Origin of the sequence: Streptococcus sp. NSJ-72 (assembly GCF_014334035.1) — a bacterium.
Classification (GTDB): Bacteria; Bacillota; Bacilli; order Lactobacillales; family Streptococcaceae; genus Streptococcus; species Streptococcus constellatus.
The window spans coordinates 545,535-565,540 of sequence record NZ_CP060489.1 but is presented as its reverse complement, the minus strand read 5'-3'; the positions used below and the strand labels follow the sequence as shown (position 1 = coordinate 565,540).

General features: G+C 41.4%; 16 protein-coding genes, 2 tRNA genes, 3 rRNA genes and 1 pseudogene. 1 reads left to right on the top strand and 21 read right to left on the bottom strand.

Annotation, left to right across the window (positions count from 1 at the left end):
• Window positions 1-12 precede the first annotated feature (12 nt).
• The 10 genes from fabZ to H8787_RS02800 all read right to left on the bottom strand — a co-directional run bounded on the left by fabZ (window position 13) and on the right by H8787_RS02800 (window position 7,701).
• The gene (fabZ, locus tag H8787_RS02845) at window positions 13-435 is read right to left on the bottom strand and encodes a 3-hydroxyacyl-ACP dehydratase FabZ (protein WP_003070400.1); all 423 of its coding nucleotides are present in this window, start codon (window positions 433-435) and stop codon (window positions 13-15) included.
• A complete protein-coding gene (accB, locus tag H8787_RS02840) occupies window positions 432-926 on the bottom strand; it encodes an acetyl-CoA carboxylase biotin carboxyl carrier protein (protein ID WP_187328193.1) in 495 nt (164 codons plus the stop codon). The genes fabZ and accB overlap by 4 nt, the downstream gene beginning before the upstream one ends.
• Window positions 927-2,159 (bottom strand): beta-ketoacyl-ACP synthase II, encoded by a 1,233-nt coding sequence (fabF, locus tag H8787_RS02835; RefSeq protein ID WP_003070404.1) that lies wholly within the window; start codon window positions 2,157-2,159, stop codon window positions 927-929.
• Between the two features lie 80 nt (window positions 2,160-2,239).
• Window positions 2,240-2,971: a 3-oxoacyl-[acyl-carrier-protein] reductase gene (gene fabG, locus H8787_RS02830; RefSeq protein WP_187328192.1), complete on the bottom strand. Its 732-nt coding sequence runs from the start codon at window positions 2,969-2,971 to the stop codon at window positions 2,240-2,242.
• A 2-nt stretch (window positions 2,972-2,973) separates the two neighbouring features.
• On the bottom strand, window positions 2,974-3,900 hold the full coding sequence (gene fabD, locus H8787_RS02825; protein WP_187328191.1) for an ACP S-malonyltransferase: 927 nt from the start codon (window positions 3,898-3,900) through the stop codon (window positions 2,974-2,976).
• Window positions 3,893-4,867, bottom strand: a complete 975-nt coding sequence (gene fabK, locus H8787_RS02820) for an enoyl-[acyl-carrier-protein] reductase FabK (protein WP_039676482.1) — start codon at window positions 4,865-4,867, stop codon at window positions 3,893-3,895. Before fabK ends, fabD begins: the two co-directional genes overlap by 8 nt.
• Before the next feature lie 263 nt (window positions 4,868-5,130).
• Window positions 5,131-5,355 carry an acyl carrier protein gene (locus H8787_RS02815; protein ID WP_003026017.1) on the bottom strand — a complete coding sequence of 75 codons (225 nt, stop codon included), beginning with the start codon at window positions 5,353-5,355 and terminating at the stop codon, window positions 5,131-5,133.
• A gap of 53 nt (window positions 5,356-5,408) precedes the next feature.
• Window positions 5,409-6,383, bottom strand: a complete 975-nt coding sequence (locus H8787_RS02810) for a beta-ketoacyl-ACP synthase III (protein ID WP_187328190.1) — start codon at window positions 6,381-6,383, stop codon at window positions 5,409-5,411.
• Window positions 6,383-6,817 (bottom strand): MarR family winged helix-turn-helix transcriptional regulator, encoded by a 435-nt coding sequence (locus H8787_RS02805; RefSeq protein WP_003070414.1) that lies wholly within the window; start codon window positions 6,815-6,817, stop codon window positions 6,383-6,385. The genes H8787_RS02810 and H8787_RS02805 overlap by 1 nt, the downstream gene beginning before the upstream one ends.
• A 92-nt stretch (window positions 6,818-6,909) precedes the next feature.
• Window positions 6,910-7,701, bottom strand: coding sequence for an enoyl-CoA hydratase (locus tag H8787_RS02800; protein WP_003070416.1), 792 nt, complete (start codon window positions 7,699-7,701; stop codon window positions 6,910-6,912).
• A gap of 166 nt (window positions 7,702-7,867) precedes the next feature.
• On the opposite strand from H8787_RS02800, the gene H8787_RS02795 reads away from it, so the two are divergent.
• On the top strand, window positions 7,868-9,217 hold the full coding sequence (locus tag H8787_RS02795; protein ID WP_187328189.1) for an aspartate kinase: 1,350 nt from the start codon (window positions 7,868-7,870) through the stop codon (window positions 9,215-9,217).
• A gap of 344 nt (window positions 9,218-9,561) precedes the next feature.
• Here H8787_RS02795 and H8787_RS02790 read toward each other — a convergent pair.
• From H8787_RS02790 to H8787_RS02740, 11 genes and pseudogenes are all read right to left on the bottom strand, one after another.
• A tRNA-Asn gene (locus tag H8787_RS02790) sits at window positions 9,562-9,635 on the bottom strand.
• 5 nt (window positions 9,636-9,640) lie between these two features.
• Window positions 9,641-9,756, bottom strand: a 5S ribosomal RNA gene (gene rrf, locus H8787_RS02785).
• A 251-nt stretch (window positions 9,757-10,007) separates the two neighbouring features.
• Window positions 10,008-12,910 (bottom strand): 23S ribosomal RNA (locus H8787_RS02780).
• Window positions 12,911-13,100: 190 nt separating this feature from the next.
• Window positions 13,101-13,173, bottom strand: a tRNA-Ala gene (locus H8787_RS02775).
• Window positions 13,174-13,229: 56 nt separating this feature from the next.
• Window positions 13,230-14,785, bottom strand: a 16S ribosomal RNA gene (locus tag H8787_RS02770).
• The 16S, 23S and 5S rRNA genes sit together here with 2 tRNA genes alongside, the layout of an rRNA operon.
• A gap of 246 nt (window positions 14,786-15,031) precedes the next feature.
• Window positions 15,032-15,145 (bottom strand): annotated as a pseudogene (locus H8787_RS02765) (IS30 family transposase); the annotation flags it as partial.
• Between the two features lie 159 nt (window positions 15,146-15,304).
• Window positions 15,305-15,646 carry an IS3 family transposase gene (locus H8787_RS09945; protein ID WP_222848866.1) on the bottom strand — a complete coding sequence of 114 codons (342 nt, stop codon included), beginning with the start codon at window positions 15,644-15,646 and terminating at the stop codon, window positions 15,305-15,307.
• 150 nt (window positions 15,647-15,796) lie between these two features.
• Complete coding sequence (locus H8787_RS02755) at window positions 15,797-16,489, bottom strand: methionine ABC transporter permease (RefSeq protein ID WP_187328188.1); 693 nt, start codon at window positions 16,487-16,489, stop codon at window positions 15,797-15,799.
• Window positions 16,490-17,551, bottom strand: a complete 1,062-nt coding sequence (locus tag H8787_RS02750) for a methionine ABC transporter ATP-binding protein (protein ID WP_187328187.1) — start codon at window positions 17,549-17,551, stop codon at window positions 16,490-16,492. It lies immediately after the preceding gene.
• On the bottom strand, window positions 17,544-18,917 hold the full coding sequence (locus tag H8787_RS02745; protein ID WP_187328186.1) for a M20/M25/M40 family metallo-hydrolase: 1,374 nt from the start codon (window positions 18,915-18,917) through the stop codon (window positions 17,544-17,546). The genes H8787_RS02750 and H8787_RS02745 overlap by 8 nt, the downstream gene beginning before the upstream one ends.
• Before the next feature lie 89 nt (window positions 18,918-19,006).
• The gene (locus H8787_RS02740) at window positions 19,007-19,858 is read right to left on the bottom strand and encodes a MetQ/NlpA family ABC transporter substrate-binding protein (RefSeq protein WP_119056560.1); all 852 of its coding nucleotides are present in this window, start codon (window positions 19,856-19,858) and stop codon (window positions 19,007-19,009) included.
• Window positions 19,859-20,006: the final 148 nt, after the last annotated feature.

The window sequence follows — 20,006 nt, the reverse complement described above, 5'->3', positions numbered from 1 at the left end:
TGAAATCTCCTTTTATTGTCCGAGTGCAAAAGTTAAAGTACCACTTGCTGCTAACTTCCCGTCAACTTCTGCTTTAGCTTCCACAACAGCAATTGTTCCACGACGTTTGACAAATTTAGCAGTCATGATAAGCTGGTCACCTGGAACAACTTGTCTCTTGAACTTGACCTTATCCATACCAGCATAAAAGACTAGCTTACCTTTGTTTTCTTCTTTAGACAATTCCAGCACACCAGCAGTCTGAGCCAAAGCTTCCATAATGAGAACGCCAGGCATAACAGGATACTGAGGAAAATGTCCGTTAAAGAAAGGCTCATTAATTGTCACATTTTTAAGAGCGACAATTTCATCTTCACTGACTTCCAAAACGCGATCCACCAACAGCATCGGGTAGCGGTGAGGAAGCGCTTCTTTTATTGCATTGATATCAATCATTTAATGCGTACCAGCCCTTTCCCAAATTCAACCATTTCTTCATTTTGAACCAGAATTTCTGTAACTAGACCGTCTTTAGGTGACGGAACTTCATTCATGACTTTCATGGCCTCAATAATCATCAAGGTCTGACCTTTTTTCACTTGATCACCAACTGATACAAACGGTGGCTTATCCGGACCAGCGGCTAAATAAGCTACCCCAACCAAAGGACTTTCTACAACATCACCTTCAGCTGCATCCGACTTTGCTACAGATATTGTTTCTTCAGTTGTATCTGGAGCCAGCATTTCTGTTTGTGAAAGAGTATTTGCGATACCTACCGAAGGCTGGATTGGCGCTACTTGCGGAACTACTTTGGCAGATGGTGTCGCAACTTGTCCTTCATTTTTACTGAAAGTTAATTCATCGCTTTGATTTTTATAAGAAAATTCGCGTAAACTTGATCGGTCAAATTGAGCCATCAAATCTTTGATTTCATTAATATTCATTTAAGCCTCCCAGCGCTTGAATGCAAGAACTGCATTATGTCCACCAAAACCAAAAGTGTTTGAGATAGCATAAGGAATATCATACTCTTTCCCTTGCCCATAGATAACATTTGCCTCCATGTAGTCTGAGAGTTCTTGTGTTCCCGCAGTCATTGGTACAAAGCTATGACGCATCGCTTCAATAGTTGCAATAGCTTCAACAGCTCCAGCTGCTCCAAGTAAATGACCTGTAAAGGACTTTGTGGAAGAAACTGGTACTTCTTTTCCTAAAGCAGCGACAATTGCCTGGCTTTCACCTTTTTCATTAGCTTGTGTAGAAGTTCCATGAGCATTCACATAAGCAATGTCTGAAGGGTAAATTTCAGCTTCCTCAAGTGCCATTTTCATCGCCTTAATCGCACCAGCTCCTTCTGGATGTGGGGAGGTCATATGATAAGCATCACAAGTATTACCATAACCAACAATTTCTGCTAAAATCGTTGCTCCACGTTTTTCAGCGTGTTCCAAACTTTCTAGAACCAGCATCCCAGAACCTTCACCCATAACAAATCCATTCCGATCTTTGTCGAATGGAATAGAAGCACGAACTGGATCTTCAGTTGTAGATAAAGCCGTCAAAGCTTGGAAACCAGCGATAGCAAATGGTGTAATAGATGCTTCAGCCCCACCAACGAGCATAACATCTTGAAAACCAAATTTTATAGAGCGAAAAGCATCTCCGATAGCGTCATTTGATGAAGCACATGCTGTATTAATGGATTTACAAACTCCATTTGCGCCAAAGCGCATAGCGACATTCCCAGCTGCCATATTCGGCAAAGCTTTTGGTAGCGTCATTGGTTTGACACGTCTTGGACCTTTTTCGTGCAAGCGAAGAACCTGATCCTCAATTTCTTTAATGCCACCAATACCTGATGCGACAATAACACCAAAACGGTCATGATTGATGCTTTCAACATCTAACTTTGCGTTATTTACAGCTTCCTGTGCGGCATAAAGTGCATAAAGAGAATAGTTATCAAAACGATTGGTATCTTTTTTGATAAAATATTTATCAAAAGGAAAGTCTTGAACTTCTGCTGCATTGTGAACAGCAAAATCACTATTGTCAAACTTCGTGATTGGACCAATTCCAATCTTGCCGTTTACAAGACTATTCCAAAACTCCTCAGGTGTATTCCCAATCGGTGAAGTCAGTCCGTATCCTGTTACAACAACTCGATTTAGTTTCATATCGAACTCCTTTATTCTGATTTATAGCTAAGAAAAATATCTCTTCAAAACCTTCTATTTTTGTCCAACTTAATTTATCGTTACATGGCTAAGCCACCATCAATAGCAATAACTTGTCCTGTTAAATACTCTTGACGAGCTAGAAAGGTCGCTACTTCTGCCACTTCACTGGTATTACCAAAACGCTTCATTGGAATCTGAGCTAGTGTAGTTTCTTTTACTTTATCAGACAAAACATCGGTCATATCTGACTCAATCATGCCTGGTGCAATAGCATTTACTCGTACATTACGAGCTGCTACCTCACGTGCTACAGATTTAGTGAAACCAATAAGCCCAGCTTTAGAAGCTGCATAATTTGCTTGACCGACATTCCCAATCAAGCCGACAACACTAGATACATTGATAATAGCACCCTGACGAGCTTTTGTCATTGGCTTCAAAACCGCTTGTGTCATATTAAAAGCACCAACAAGATTCACTTTCAAAACCTGCTCAAAATCTTCCTCAGTTAATTTCAACATAAGTTTATCTTTTGTGATACCAGCATTATTGACCAGAATATCCACGCTTCCAAGTTTTTCAATAGCTTCCTCTACCATTCGCTTAGCATCTGTACTATCTGATACATCACCAGATATCGGAATCACCTGAACTCCATAATCTGAAAATTCAGAAATGAGCTCCTCACCAATCTCACGGCGACCATTTAAAACAATGTTGACACCTAAGCTTGCAAACCTATGAGCCATTGCAAGTCCAATGCCACGTGTTGAACCAGTTATAAAAATATTTTTTCCTTTAAGTTCCATACCTATTCCTTTTTTTCTAGAAGAGCAGTCAAGCTCTTCGCGTCTTCTACTTGATAAACATTAGCTGTCTTATCAATTTTTTTCATAAAACCAGACAAAACTTTTCCAGGACCAATCTCGATAAACTTTGTTACACCAGCTTCTTGCATTCTGGCAATGCTGTCATAAAAACGAACCGGCTCCATCACCTGACGGGTTAATAGCTCTTTTATCCGTTCTTTTTCCATGACAGTAGCTTCTGTATTTCCTACCAAAGGGAGTTTAAAATCAATAAATTCGACTGCTGCTAAAACTTTTGACAATTTATCACTAGCTGGCTTTAACAAAGCTGTATGAAATGGGCCAGAAACTTTGAGTGGAATCAAACGTTTCACGCCAGCTTCTTTTAACAATTCCACAGCTTTGTCAACCGCTTTAACTTCACCGCCAATAACAATCTGGCTAGGTGTATTGTAGTTTGCTGGTGATACAATTCCCAGCTGACTAGCCTCTTGACAGGCCGTTTCAATCGTAGCCAAATCAGCATTTAAAACCGCAACCATTTTACCAGAGCCAGCAGGAGCTGCCTCCTCCATAAAAACACCACGCTTTGCCACCAAATCAACCGCCGTTGTAAACTCCAAAGCACCAGCGGCTACCATAGCAGAGTATTCTCCAAGAGAAAGACCTGCTACTATGGCAGCTTGTATTCCTTCCTCCTGCAATAACCGATAGATAGCCACAGAAGTCGTCAAAATCGCTGGCTGAGTATACCGTGTCTGATTGAGTTTTTCTTCCTCACGATCAATTAAATTCCTTATGTCATAACCTAACACTTGGCTTGCTTCATCATAGGTTGCTCGCACTACATTGTACTGATCATAAAGGTCACGAGCCATTCCCAAATACTGAGCTCCCTGACCTGCAAATAGAAAGGCTGTTTTAGTCATTTCTAGTTACTCCTGCCCAACGGCTAGCCTCTTTTTGGATTACCTCTGCTGCACCGTAGTATATATCCTTCAAAATTTCTTCAACTGTCTCTTCTTTGCTAACAAGCCCCGCAATTTGTCCTGACATGACTGATCCATATTCCACATCACCCCGAACAACTGCATTTGCCAAAGCTCCTGCACCCAAGTTTTCAAAAACAGTTAAATCTGGATTTTCTTGCTTAAACGCATCCTTTTCTGCTTGATCAAATTCTCTAGTCAGTTTATTTTTCAAAGCTCGTACTGCATGACCAAAATGTTGAGCAGAAATAGTCGTATCAATATCACGGGCTTTTAAAATCATATTTTTATAATTTTGATGTGCATTTGACTCTTTTGCGACAACAAAACGTGTCCCCACTTGCACAGCTTCTGCACCAAGCATAAAGCCTGCAGCTGCACCACGACCATCTGCAATTCCCCCTGCCGCAATCACAGGGATATCAATCGCTTCAACAACCTGACGAACCAGTGTCATAGTCGTTAATTTTCCGATATGACCTCCTGCTTCCATCCCTTCAGCAATAACTGCATCTGCGCCAATTTTTTTCATTCGCTTAGCCAATGCTACACTTGGTACCACTGGAATGACTGTAATCCCAGCGTCATGAAATCGTTGCATATATTTACTTGGATTTCCTGCGCCAGTTGTCACAACCTTGACACCTTCTTCAATGACCAAATCAACAATATCTTCCACAAAAGGAGACAACAGCATAATATTCACGCCAAAAGGCTTGTCTGTTAATGATTTAATCTTATCAATATTAGCTTTAACAACTTCTTTTGGTGCATTACCACCACCAATAATTCCAAGACCTCCAGCTTTAGATACAGCCCCAGCTAAATCACCATCAGCAACCCAGGCCATCCCACCCTGAAAAATAGGATATTTAATATTTAACAATTCTGTGACACGTGTTTGCATAATACCTCCTTACATGTTGCTTAAGTAATGGCTCAATTCTTTCAATTCAAGCACTTGTATACTTTGAAAATCAAACTATTACCTAAACAAGAGGGAGCGGAACATATCATCCAACTATAGACTTCATTATCCCACTCCGACAAAATTAACTCTTTACTGTTCTTTTTTCTCAAGCAAATCGGTTATACAGTTAACTTCACTGCCTACCTCAATACTTTTTTCAAAAGAGGGCGAGAATCTTATCTCAGCCCCGTTTCAACTTTTTATTTTGTTTTTTCTTCAACATAGGCAACTAAGTCACCAACTGTGTTCAATCCTTCTTCGGTTTCAATTTGAATATCGAATGCATCCTCAATTTCTGAGATAACTTGGAACAAATCCAATGAATCTGCGTCAAGGTCATCAAAAGTTGACTCAAGAGTAACTTCTGAAGGTTCTTTGCCAAGTTCTTCCACAATAATTTCTTGTACTTTTTCAAATACTGCCATGATAGACTCCTTTAAAAATAAATATTTATATTCATGTGATTACCACATAATAACTAAATTGTAACAATAAGTGTGCCCCATGTCAAACCTCCACCAAATCCTGATAGCAAAACTGTTTGGCTGCCATCAAGATGAATGAACCCCTTTTCAACACACTCAGATAAAAGAATTGGAATACTTGCCGCACTCGTATTCCCATATTCCATCATATTCGCAGGAAGTTTTTCCCTTGCTACACCAATTTTTTTCGCCATTTTATCTAAAATGCGAATATTGGCCTGATGTAATAGTAAATAGTCAATATCCTCTACTTGAACATTACTGGATTCAATCGTGTCTTTAATAGAAGCTGCCACATCTCGAATAGCAAAATCAAAAATTTTACGACCATCCATCGTTAAATATAGTGCCGCTTCTTCCTTTTCGGAATAAGGTGAGGACAAACCATATTTACTACAAGTCAAGCTTTCCCCACGCGAACCATCCGTAAATTGACTTTCAGCGAGAAAATGCTGTCTCGAGGAACTTTCAAGAAGCACTCCTCCAGCACCATCACCGAAAAGAACCGCAGTTGATCGATCAGACCAGTCAAGGACTTTTGATAAAGTTTCACTTCCTATAACAAGACCTTTCTGATAACGACCTGAGGAAATTAACTTCTCAGCCATCGACAGGGCAAAAATAAAGCCGCTACAAGCTGCTGTCAAATCAAACGCAAAGGCATGATGGGCGCCAATATTTGCTTGAACTCGTGCAGCCGTTGAAGGCATCATAGAGTCTGGGGTAATAGTTGCTACAATGATAAAATCAAGCTCATTTGCATTGATGTTCGCCTTTTTCAACAATTGATTTGCCACTTTAGTAGCCAGATCACTCGTTGACTCCGTTCGTGACAGATGTCGACGCTTTATTCCTGTTCGACTGGATATCCATTCATCGCTCGTATCCATGATTTTTGCCAAATCATCATTTGTAACCACCTGACTCGGAGCATAATGAGCAACTTGACTAATTTTAGCATAATTCATTATTTCAAATCCTCTAGAAAATGATACAGATTAGTTAGCCCTTTCCCCATCACTTCCATCTCATTGCTGTCCATTCCGTCTATGATTCTCTCAACCATTCTCTTGTGGAATCGTCTATGCAAACGATAAATCAGTCGGCCATTTTTTGTCAAATTTAGATGAACCACACGGCGATCAACTTCCGAACGTGTTCGTTCAATATAACCTTTTCTTTCGAGGTTGTTTAAACTAGTTGTTACGGTTCCTAATGTCACCATCAATTCCTTCGCAACACTGCTAGGGGTTGCATTGGGATTCTTTCCAACCACATCAATCGTATGCATTTCTTTGATAGAGATATCCTTGAAGCGACTGCCTCTCAAACTAGATTCTTCAATAACCAATACATTATTGAAAATAGACGTTAAATAATCATTGACCAATTGGTAATCCAAAAATCTATCCTCCTCTAACAAAAAAACTTTTATCATCAAAACATTTGACTAAAAAAGTATATCAGATATCAAAATAAATTGCAACTACTTTTTTACTTCCCAGAAAATTTAGGACGACGTTTTTCTGCATAGGCTCGAACTCCTTCTTTAAAATCCTCTGTAAAAGCGAGAGATTTCTGCAATTTTAATTCCAAATCAGCATATTTTTGCCAACCTGCAAACATACTCTCCCATATCAACTCCTTAATAGCTTGGTAGGAATTTATAGAATGTCGCTTTAATTTCTTAATCAACTGACTTGTCACGTTACCTAATTTTTCAACTTCACAAACCTTATACAACAGCCCATAATCCAAGGCCTTTTCAGCATTCAATGCCTCACCTGTCATCACTAATTGAGTTGCTCTCGTCACACCGATCGCTCTTGCAAGCAAATACAATCCTCCCGCATCCGGAGAGAGACCTACTCCCACAAAAGCTTGAATAAAACGAGAACGCTCCGTCGCAATACAGAAATCCGCAGCTACTACCATATTAGCTGCTGCACCAGCAACTGGTCCATCCACACTCATAATGATCGGTTTAGGTAATTGTTTCATTGAGTAAGAAATTTCATTTACCAATTCAGCGATTTTTACCAAAGACTGAATATCATCTGCCTCCACCGCACGCTGCATTTCTGCCAAATCCCCTCCAACAGAAAACACTTTTCCATTTGCATTAATTAGCAATATTTGAACTAATTCATCTCCAGAAGCCATTTTTATCGCTCTTAAAATTTCTTCACACATGGGAACATTAAACCCATTGGAAACCTCTGGGCGATTCAAAGTCAATGTTGCAACACCGTCATTAACGCTATATAAAATATTTTCAAATTGCATTTAATTGCCTCCGACAATTATTTTCTTTGTAAATTAAATTATTTGACTATCAAATAATGCGATTACATTCTAGCATAAAATAATTGCTTTTGCAAGGAGGGAAGGTAAATTTGAAAAAAATTCAGAATTTTGCTATAATTTAAACAATTAGTCAATAGGAGAAGTTATGAAAGTTGTTAAATTTGGAGGAAGCTCACTTGCCTCTGCTACCCAATTAGCAAAAGTATTACAGATTATCAAAGAAGATTCTGAACGGCGTTTTGTGATTGTATCTGCTCCCGGAAAACGAAATGCGCAAGATACAAAGGTAACAGATGCCCTCATTAAATATTATCGAGACTATGTTGCTGGTAATGACGTAACAAAACATCAACAATGGATTATTCAGCGCTATCAAGACATGGCGATAGAACTGGAGCTCAAGCCAAATATTCTAGAAAGAATTTCAAAAAGTATCCAAAAGCTCGCAAGCCTTCCTATCAAAAATAATAAATTCCTATATGATACTTTTCTTGCTGCAGGTGAAAATAATAATGCGAAACTTATTGCAGCCTATTTCTCCCAAAATGGGATAAATGCACGTTATGTTCATCCCAGAGAAGCAGGACTTATTGTGTCCAGTGAGCCAGGAAATGCGCGACTTCTCCCCTCCAGTTATGATAAAATCGAAGAATTAAATGAAGCTGATGAAGTATTGATTATACCAGGATTCTTTGGAGTAACAAAAGACGACCAGATTTGCACCTTTTCACGTGGTGGGTCTGATATTACTGGCTCCATTATTGCTGCAGGTGTAAAAGCTGATCTTTATGAAAATTTTACAGATGTTGATGGTATTTTCGCAGCTCATCCTGGCATTATTCACATGCCACATTCCATTCCAGAATTAACCTATCGTGAAATGCGTGAATTAGCTTATGCAGGTTTTACTGTATTACATGACGAAGCACTCATTCCAGCTTACCGCGGAAAAATTCCACTCGTTATTAAAAATACAAACAACCCTACTCATCCTGGAACGAGAATTGTTTTAAAGCATAGCAACGGGGATATTCCTGTGGTAGGTATCGCTGCAGATGCCCATTTCACCAGCATCAACATGTCTAAATACCTCATGAACCGTGAAATAGGTTTTGGTAGAAAAGTTTTGCAAATATTGGAAGATCTAAATATCCGTTGGGAGCACATGCCTACTGGTATCGATGACCTATCTATTATTCTTCGGAATCGTGAATTAACCCCTATTAAAGAGGAAGAAATTCTTCGTCAATTAAGACAAAAGTTAGAAGTAGATCACGCAGAAATAGAGCATAATCTCTCAATTATTATGATTGTCGGTGAAAAAATGAAAAGTCACATTGGTTTGACTGCTACCGCAACAAAAGCATTATCAGATAATCACATTAATATCCAAATGATTTCACAAGGATCTAGTGAAGTTTCAATTATGATTGTTATTAATTCCGAACAAGAAAAAGCAGCTATTAAAGCACTATACAAAGCATTTTTTGCATAAAATTGACTCTATCATGACAGTCATGATAGAGTCAATTTTTATTACCATTGAAATATCTTAGCTACATTATACAAGAACCATAAAAAATAAAGAAGACAAAGTAACAAGCTTTACAATTCCACTTTGTGTGATAAACTATGTGCCTTTTGTATCATATTTTTCTCCCTTTACTTTACGGTAGGCCTGAGCACCGTTATTGTAGGGTGTTTGGAGTTCTTTAGGTATAACCTTTGATACGCATCCGCATAGCGGAAGATATTTATCTTCCACCTCACAGACCCAGACAGACAAAGAACACATAATAAAAGAAATCTTGTTTAAACAAGATTTCTAATCATATACAACTCCGGCAGTAGGACTCGAACCTACGACATCATGATTAACAGTCATGCGCTACTACCAACTGAGCTATGCCGGATAAATGCTAAGCGACTACCTTATCTCACAGGGGGCAACCCCCAACTACTTCCGGCGTTCTAGGGCTTAACTGCTGTGTTCGGCATGGGTACAGGTGTATCTCCTAGGCTATCGTCACTTAACTATATGAATGGACTCGGTCAAAAGTTTCGCTTCCTCTATCTCCCAAGCCAAAACATCCACTGGATATTTCGTCCACTCAAAATTGAATAACGCTCTCAAATCGTTTCAAGCATAAACTAAACATTCTGTGCTCTCAATAAAATTGTACTCGGGCTAAATCCTTGGAAAAAAGATAAATGGTCTGGTGATCATTGAACACTACTCCCATTTCCTATTTCTCAAGGGGATTTTTCACCCTTAGTAACTAATCTAGGATAAGTCCTCGAGCTATTAGTATTAGTCCGCTCCATTGCTCACACAACTTCCACTCCTAACCTATCTACCTGATCTTCTCTCAGGGCTCTTACTGATATAAAATCATGGGAAATCTCATCTTGAGGTGGGTTTCACACTTAGATGCTTTCAGCGTTTATCCCTTCCCTACATAGCTACCCAGCGATGCTCTTGGCAGAACAACTGGTACACCAGCGGTAAGTCCACTCTGGTCCTCTCGTACTAGGAGCAGATCCTCTCAAATTTCCTTCGCCCGCGACGGATAGGGACCGAACTGTCTCACGACGTTCTGAACCCAGCTCGCGTGCCGCTTTAATGGGCGAACAGCCCAACCCTTGGGACCGACTACAGCCCCAGGATGCGACGAGCCGACATCGAGGTGCCAAACCTCCCCGTCGATGTGAACTCTTGGGGGAGATAAGCCTGTTATCCCCAGGGTAGCTTTTATCCGTTGAGCGATGGCCCTTCCATACGGTACCACCGGATCACTAAGCCCGACTTTCGTCCCTGCTCGAGTTGTAGCTCTCGCAGTCAAGCTCCCTTCTACCTTTACACTCTACGATTGATTTCCAACCAATCTGAGGGAACCTTTGGGCGCCTCCGTTACTCTTTAGGAGGCGACCGCCCCAGTCAAACTGCCCGTCAGACACTGTCTCCGTAGATGATCAACCTACCGGGTTAGAGTGGCCATAACACAAGGGTAGTATCCCAACATCGCCTCCATCGAAACTGGCGTCCCGATCTCATTGGCTCCTACCTATCCTGTACATGTGGTACAGACACTCAATATCAAACTGCAGTAAAGCTCCATGGGGTCTTTCCGTCCTGTCGCGGGTAACCTGCATCTTCACAGGTACTAAAATTTCACCGAGTCTCTCGTTGAGACAGTGCCCAAATCATTACGCCTTTCGTGCGGGTCGGAACTTACCCGACAAGGAATTTCGCTACCTTAGGACCGTTATAGTTACGGCCGCCGTTTACTGGGGCTTCAATTCATACCTTCGCGTTACCGCTAAGCACTCCTCTTAACCTTCCAGCACCGGGCAGGCGTCACCCCCTATACATCATCTTACGATTTAGCAGAGAGCTGTGTTTTTGATAAACAGTTGCTTGGGCCTATTCACTGCGGCTCAGTTAAACTGAGCACCCCTTCTCCCGAAGTTACGGGGTCATTTTGCCGAGTTCCTTAACGAGAGTTCTCTCGCTCACCTGAGGCTACTCGCCTCGACTACCTGTGTCGGTTTGCGGTACGGGTAGAATATAGATTAATGCTAGAAGCTTTTCTTGGCAGGGTGACATCACTCACTTCGCTACTAAACTTCGCTCCCCATCACAGCTCAACGTTACAGATATAAGCATTTGACTCATACCACGCCTCACTGCTTAGACGTGCTCTTCCATTCGCACGCTTGAGTTAGCCTTCTGCGTCCCTCCTTCACTCTATACTCTAGTACAGGAATCTCTACCTGTTGGCCATCGGATACACCTTTCGGTCTCTCCTTAGGTCCCGACTAACCCAGGGCGGACGAGCCTTCCCCTGGAAACCTTAGTCTTACGGTGGATGGGATTCTCACCCATCTTGCGCTACTCATACCGGCATTCTCACTTCTATGCGTTCCAGTGCTCCTCACGGTACACCTTCGCCACACATAGAACGCTCTCCTACCATACCTATAAAGGTATCCACAGCTTCGGTAAATTGTTTTAGCCCCGGTACATTTTCGGCGCAGGGTCACTCGACTAGTGAGCTATTACGCACTCTTTGAATGAATAGCTGCTTCTAAGCTAACATCCTAGTTGTCTGTGCAACCCCACATCCTTTTCCACTTAACAATTATTTGGGGACCTTAGCTGGTGGTCTGGGCTGTTTCCCTTTCGACTACGGATCTTAGCACTCGCAGTCTGACTGCCGACCATAATTCTTTGGCATTCGGAGTTTATCTGAGATTGGTAATCCGGGATGGACCCCTCACCCAAACAGTGCTCTACCTCCAAGAATCTTCATGTCGACGCTAGCCCTAAAGCTATTTCGGAGAGAACCAGCTATCTCCAAGTTCGTTTGGAATTTCTCCGCTACCCACAAGTCATCCAAGCACTTTTCAACGTGCCCTGGTTCGGTCCTCCAGTGCGTTTTACCGCACCTTCAACCTGCTCATGGGTAGGTCACATGGTTTCGGGTCTACATCATAATACTAAGTCGCCCTTTTCAGACTCGGTTTCCCTACGGCTCCGTCTCTTCAACTTAACCTCGCATCATAACGTAACTCGCCGGTTCATTCTACAAAAGGCACGCTCTCACCCATTAACGGGCTCGAACTTGTTGTAGGCACACGGTTTCAGGTTCTCTTTCACTCCCCTCCCGGGGTGCTTTTCACCTTTCCCTCACGGTACTGGTTCACTATCGGTCACTAGGGAGTATTTAGGGTTGGGAGATGGTCCTCCCAGATTCCGACGAGATTCCACGTGTCTCGCCGTACTCAGGATCCTGCTAGGTATAAAGACTATTTTAAATACGAGGCTCTTACTCTCTCTGGCAACCTTTCCCAAGGTCTTCTTCTATAATCTTTACGTCCACTTCGCAGTCCTACAACCCCGAAGAGTAAACTCTTCGGTTTGCCCTCCTGCCCTTTCGCTCGCCGCTACTTAGGCAATCGCTTTTGCTTTCTCTTCCTGCAGCTACTTAGATGTTTCAGTTCACTGCGTCTTCCTCCTCATATCCTTAACAGATATGGGTAACAGGTAGTACCTGTTGGGTTCCCCCATTCGGACATCCCTGGATCTACGCTTACTTACAGCTCCCCAAGGCATTTCGTCGTTTGTCACGTCCTTCTTCGGCTCCTAGTGCCAAGGCATCCACCGTGCGCCCTTACTAACTTAACCTTATTTTGACCTTTCAGTCATAAACTCATTAATATTCACAGCGTTTCGGTTTATTTTCTTGTTACTATTTGATATCGTTATTCAATTTTCAATGGGCTAATTAGGTTCGTGTTCAACTTCTTTACCCGTTGAACACCTATCCTATCTTATCTAGTTGAACAAGAATCTCATTTCTTTGCATCCTAGATAATGGAGCCTAGCGGGATCGAACCGCTGACCTCCTGCGTGCAAAGCAGGCGCTCTCCCAGCTGAGCTAAGGCCCCACAAGACCTCTCAAAACTAAACAAAACGAACTCAATGGCTTCCGATTTTTCCTTAGAAAGGAGGTGATCCAGCCGCACCTTCCGATACGGCTACCTTGTTACGACTTCACCCCAATCATCTATCCCACCTTAGGCGGCTGGCTCCTTACGGTTACCTCACCGACTTCGGGTGTTACAAACTCTCGTGGTGTGACGGGCGGTGTGTACAAGGCCCGGGAACGTATTCACCGCGGCGTGCTGATCCGCGATTACTAGCGATTCCGACTTCATGTAGGCGAGTTGCAGCCTACAATCCGAACTGAGACTGGCTTTCAGAGATTAGCTTGCCGTCACCGGCTTGCGACTCGTTGTACCAGCCATTGTAGCACGTGTGTAGCCCAGGTCATAAGGGGCATGATGATTTGACGTCATCCCCACCTTCCTCCGGTTTATTACCGGCAGTCTCGCTAGAGTGCCCAACTGAATGATGGCAACTAACAATAAGGGTTGCGCTCGTTGCGGGACTTAACCCAACATCTCACGACACGAGCTGACGACAACCATGCACCACCTGTCACCGATGTACCGAAGTAAAGCTCTATCTCTAGAGCGGGCATCGGGATGTCAAGACCTGGTAAGGTTCTTCGCGTTGCTTCGAATTAAACCACATGCTCCACCGCTTGTGCGGGCCCCCGTCAATTCCTTTGAGTTTCAACCTTGCGGTCGTACTCCCCAGGCGGAGTGCTTAATGCGTTAGCTGCGGCACTAAGTCCCGGAAAGGACCTAACACCTAGCACTCATCGTTTACGGCGTGGACTACCAGGGTATCTAATCCTGTTCGCTCCCCACGCTTTCGAGCCTCAGCGTCAGTTACAGACCAGAGAGCCGCTTTCGCCACCGGTGTTCCTCCATATATCTACGCATTTCACCGCTACACATGGAATTCCACTCTCCCCTTCTGCACTCAAGTTAAACAGTTTCCAAAGCCTACAATGGTTGAGCCACTGCCTTTCACTTCAGACTTATCTAACCGCCTGCGCTCGCTTTACGCCCAATAAATCCGGACAACGCTCGGGACCTACGTATTACCGCGGCTGCTGGCACGTAGTTAGCCGTCCCTTTCTGGTTAAGTACCGTCACTGTGTGAACTTTCCACTCTCACACACGTTCTTCCTTAACAACAGAGCTTTACGATCCGAAAACCTTCTTCACTCACGCGGCGTTGCTCGGTCAGGGTTCCCCCCATTGCCGAAGATTCCCTACTGCTGCCTCCCGTAGGAGTCTGGGCCGTGTCTCAGTCCCAGTGTGGCCGATCACCCTCTCAGGTCGGCTATGTATCGTGGCCTTGGTGAGCCGTTACCTCACCAACTAGCTAATACAACGCAGGTCCATCTGGTAGTGATGCTCTTGCATCTTTTAACATCTTACCATGCAGTAAAATGTCTTATGCGGTATTAGCTATCGTTTCCAATAGTTATCCCCCGCTACCAGGCAGGTTACCTACGCGTTACTCACCCGTTCGCGACTCACTGATGAAATTGTAGCAAGCTACGGCTTCATCGGTGCGTTCCACTTGCATGTATTAGGCACGCCGCCAGCGTTCGTCCTGAGCCAGGATCAAACTCTCATATAAAGTTTGAGCTCTCACTCATTTCTGTCACTGACAGATTTATTTTTCTTTTGTTTGACGGACTGTCTCTCAACAGTCGCCTGCACATTGGTTCGTCTTGTTCAGTTTTCAAAGGTCTTTATCGCCCTCAAGCGACAACTATCTTAGTATATCACCTCCTCCTCTTCTTGTCAATACTTTTTTTCATCTTTTTTTATTTTCCTCTAGCTTTTTTCCCTGTGCCAAAATTCAAGTCTAAGTTTGCCCCTCTTATAAAACCAGTCTAGGAGATTTGTAATCTAATACTCTCTTTGAATAGTTATTTATCCAATTTTCAATAAATGCGACTTGTTGCTGAGTCGCATTTTTGTTTCCCTTAGGCAATTCCAATTGATTGAGCGTATCCAGTACAAAGTTAGTATCTTGACAATCTGAAATGGTGTAAGCTACAATCTCACGATTGTAGAGATCCATGACGGAAGATAGGTAGACAAAGTAGAGATAGGTAATGCCTGTGACAAGCTTCTCCATTGGCTTTTCTACTTAGAAATCACGATCTAGCTTATTCTCTGTCACATAGTAAGGCTGACCTATATTTGGCACCTTCTTAGGACGTGCACGACAGAGCCAACTATTCTCCTTCATAATTCGATAGACTTTCTTGCGATTAACAATTAGTCCATGGATTTTCTTAAGTAGTCGTGTAATAGTACGATAGCCGTAGATAAAATGATGTTCCATACAGAGTTGCACCTGTAGTCGTAGTTGTTCTACTTCAGATAGCTCCTCCAGAACCTTTACCGTAATGACCTTGTTAGACTTACCTGCTTTCTTCATTTCGATACAGGCTAACTTAGTTTCCACTGAATAGGCTTTTTTGAGCATAATAAAACACTCCTGTTTCTAGTTTCCTAGATTTCAACAGAAGTGGTTTTCTTATGTCTCATTTTGAGGGTGTAGTGCCTATTATCATAGAATTTTTATATCATTTCTTCATATATTTATTGTTTATCTTTAACAATCATATTTAGTTGTCTATTTATGACTTAACTTTCTAGTCAAAAAATCACCAGCAAACTGGATAGTAAAGATAAGAATAATGATAATCACTGTTGCTAAAATAGTGACATCATTGTTATAACGATTGAAACCATAAGCAATAGCAACATTGCCAATCCCGCCGGCTCCGACAGCACCGGCCATGGCTGTTTCCCCAATCAGAGAAATGAGAGTCACAGTCGTCACACGAATCAAATCTGGCAGACCTTCGCGTAGATAGACACCTACTAGATCACCGAAAGTCGCTCCACTAGCTTGAGCAGCTTCAATCACACCAGCATCTAATTCGGCGAGAACAACCTGAACTTGACGAGCAAAGAAAGCAAATACAGCAAAAGAAAGTGGTACGATAGCTGCATTTGGTCCAATGCTAGTTCCTACAATCAAATGGGAAAACGGAGAAAGAACGGCTAACAAAATAATAAATGGAATTGCGCGAAAGATTGACGTGATTTTATCTAAAACCCAAAAAACTACTTTATTTTCCAAGACTCCTCCCGGAGCAGTCAAAACAAGAAAAAGCCCAGCAATTAACCCTAATAATCCACCAATAATAAAAGAAGTGACTGTCATATATAATGTCAAGTAAATAGCTGTTCCCCAGCCAGCTTGACCACTCCACCCCATTCGATAAACATTCGGCAAGTATGTTTGAATAAAGTTTTCCATCTATGCTTCTCCCTTCAATACCGTTAATTGAACCCCAGCTTCACAAATAGCTGTTTTAGCCGCTACTAGATTTTCCTTTTGACCAGATAAAACAACGACCAGTTCTCCGACAGGTGTTCCCCCTAAAATTTCAATATTTCCATAAAGTATGTTGGCAGTAACTTGATGATGTTTGTAAATCTCATTCAGCAAGGGTTCATCTGTAGAGGTTCCCGCATACTTCATTTGTACTAATAGGCTATTTGAGGCTAAATGTTTGACAATCTCTTGCTGTTCAATCTTGTCCATAGCTTCATCAATCCCTGTTGCAGTGGAGATAAAGTCTTTGGTTAAATCTTGCTGAGGATTAGAGAAAATATCCAAGACAGAACCTTCTTCAATCAATTGACCATCTTGCATAACAGCAACACAATTAGCGATATCTTTGATAATTTGCATCTCATGAGTAATCAAAACAATCGTTAATCCGAGCTTTTGATTCAAATCTTGTAACAATGTGAGGATTTGTTTAGTTGTTTTGGGATCTAGAGCAGAAGTTGATTCATCCGAAATCAAGATTTTGGGGTCATTTGCCAAGGCACGCGCGATTGCAACCCGTTGTTTTTGCCCTCCAGAAAGCTGAGAGGGATAATTTTCAGCGCGATCTGCTAAACCAACCAACTCCAACAACGTATGTACTTTCTCTTTCTTTTCTTCTTTTGATAAGCCAGAATGTTTCAACGCAAACGCAACATTTTCTTCCGCTGTTAATTGACTCATCAAATTAAAATGTTGGAAAATCATGCCAATATCTTGACGTTTGCGACGCAGTTGTTCTGCTGTCAGAGTTACTTTATTGTCAAAAAGAACATCCCCATCTACAATAATTTTCCCATTCGTTGGAACTTGCAGTAGGTTAATAACACGAACCAAGGTTGATTTCCCAGCTCCAGAATAGCCAACAATTCCATAAATATCTCTTTCTTGAATATGAAGTGTCACATCTTTAACTGCTTGAATCTGACGTTTCTTTTGTTGAAAAGTTACATCAATATGATCTAACTGAATCATTTCTTTACTCATAACTTGCAATCAGCTCCTCTACTAATTCAATATGGGTGTAATAATCTGAAATGCGTACATTCTCATCACCACCATGGTCACGACTATTTGCATTACCAAGTCCAAAAGCGACCATCGGCACTTCAAGTGCTTCAAAAACAGTGTGCATGGGACCGGTTCCTGCGGTTGTAGGCAAAACAGAAACACCTTCTGGATAAAATTTCTTAGCCAGTTCAATAACCTTTAAAATCGGTGGCGCACTCATATCACTACGATAACTCATTTCGCCCAAAGTATAGACTAATTCTACCTTATCAAAACCATTTTTATCGAGTTGTTCTCGGATTAATTCTAATACTCTATGAGGTTCTAGTCCTGGAACTAAACGAACTTCTACTTTTGCTGAGGCCTCTGCAGGAAGGATTGTCTTGACCCCTTGTCCTTGGTAACCAGAAGTAATTCCTTCAATATTAAAAGAGGGTTCAAAGAAGATTCGATTTAAAAAATCTTTTTTCTCCGCTTGTAATAAAGGTAATTTCAAACCGTAAATGGTTTCTACTTCTTCTGGACTGCGCTGAGCGTATCTCTCCACCAAAGCCAATTCTCGTTGATTGGGTGTCATTACTTGTTCATAAAGTCCCTCTACTTTAATGCGTCCATCCTTATTTCTCAAACTAGTAAGGGCATTAATCAAGTACCAAGAAGCTGAATCAATCACGCCACCAAAACTGGAGTGAATGTCCACTTCTGCACTTTTAACCTTGATATCAAACGTGACAATTCCCTTATTTCCACCAGAAATTTCAAGTTGACCTAAAGAATTTTTAATGCCTTGTTCCCAAACCAACAGGTCTGCTCCATGTAGAAGAGATTTGTGTTTCTCTAGATATTTCTCCAAATCAACCGAAGCTGATTCCTCCGCACCTTCCATGATAAAAATGACAGTAACAGGCAAGTCATCATGCGTTTGTAGGTATTTTTGAACAGCCGTCAAACGTGCAATAATATGCCCTTTGTCATCATCGACTCCACGACCATACATACTACCATCCCGAATAGATAGAGTGAACGGATCATCTGTCCAAATTTGATCACTATCTGCCGGAACTGTATCATAGTGGTTGTAAAAAATAATTGTCTTAGCTGTTGGATTCTGACTTTTAAATTTTGCTATCACAAATGGCGCTGTATAGCTTTCATCTAATTCCACCTCTGCACCGGCTTTGATAAAGATTTCTTTTAGATAAGCAGCAACTTCTTGTAGACCAACCTGTTGGGCAAAGATTGATTTTTTAGCAATCAACGCCCGTAAAACGGCAATATAGTCTTGTGCCACCATATCCTCGTCAAATCTTTTAATTTGTTCTTCTTCACTTGAAAATGTCATCTTTTTTCCTCATAGTTATGGCGACAAAACTCAGTCGGCGATTCCAACTGAGTTTTGTCAAACTGAAATACAGATAAATAGGGTGAATCTTACCAAACTGGTTGATCTAGACCATCTGATGTTTCGTCAACTACTTTTTTGACTTCATCTGTATGATAGGCTTTGATAATTTTCTTAATGGCATCTGCTTTTGGAGATTTTTCCCAATCTTTTTTAGCTGCAATGATATTAAACCATTGTTTTGAGTTTTTATCTTTCGGTTCAACAAACAGAGCTTTTTTAAAATCAATTTTTGCTTCGGTAACAAAAGTATTATTGACAACAGCTGCATCTACAGATGTCAATGAACGTGCTGTTTGACTGGCATCCAATTCTGTAATTTTCAATTTCTTTGGATTTTCTTTGATATTTGCCACAGTTGCCAATTCATTCCCAGATTTGTCTAATTTAATCAGACCTGCAGATTGCAATAGATTGAGTGCTCGACTTTCATTTGTTGCATCATTTGGAACTGCGATTTCTGCACCATTTGGAATTTGACTTACCTTCGTATATTTATTTTTCCCATTTTTTGTACCAGAATAGAGGCGAATTGGGGCAATATAAGTTTCAGCTGCTGCGACTAAGTTTTGCTTGTTTTCCTTATTCCAGTTGTTCAAAAAATAGTAGTGTTGGAAAGCATTGATATCCACTTCACCATCAGCAACTGCTTTATTCGGCTGAGAGTAATCCGTAAATTCTGTAAATTGCAACTTGATGTTATCTTTTTTCAACAACTCTTGAATCTTGTTCCAACGTTTTTCTTCCGAATCACTTTTTGTCATCACACCAATTTTAACTGTCTTGGCATCAGTATTTTTATTTCCCGAACCACAAGCTGCTAAACCAATTACTGCTGTCGCTGCTAGAGCTGTTATTCCAAACCATTTTTTCAATTTCATTTTCATTCTCCTTTAAAAATCTTATGAAAATAGTATCGCACATATTTATCTGATTGACAAATTGTTATTTCATAACAAGGGTTATAGTTTTAAGCTATAACTAAATTTATTAAAAAACCAGCTGACATTTAACATCTAACTGGTTTTA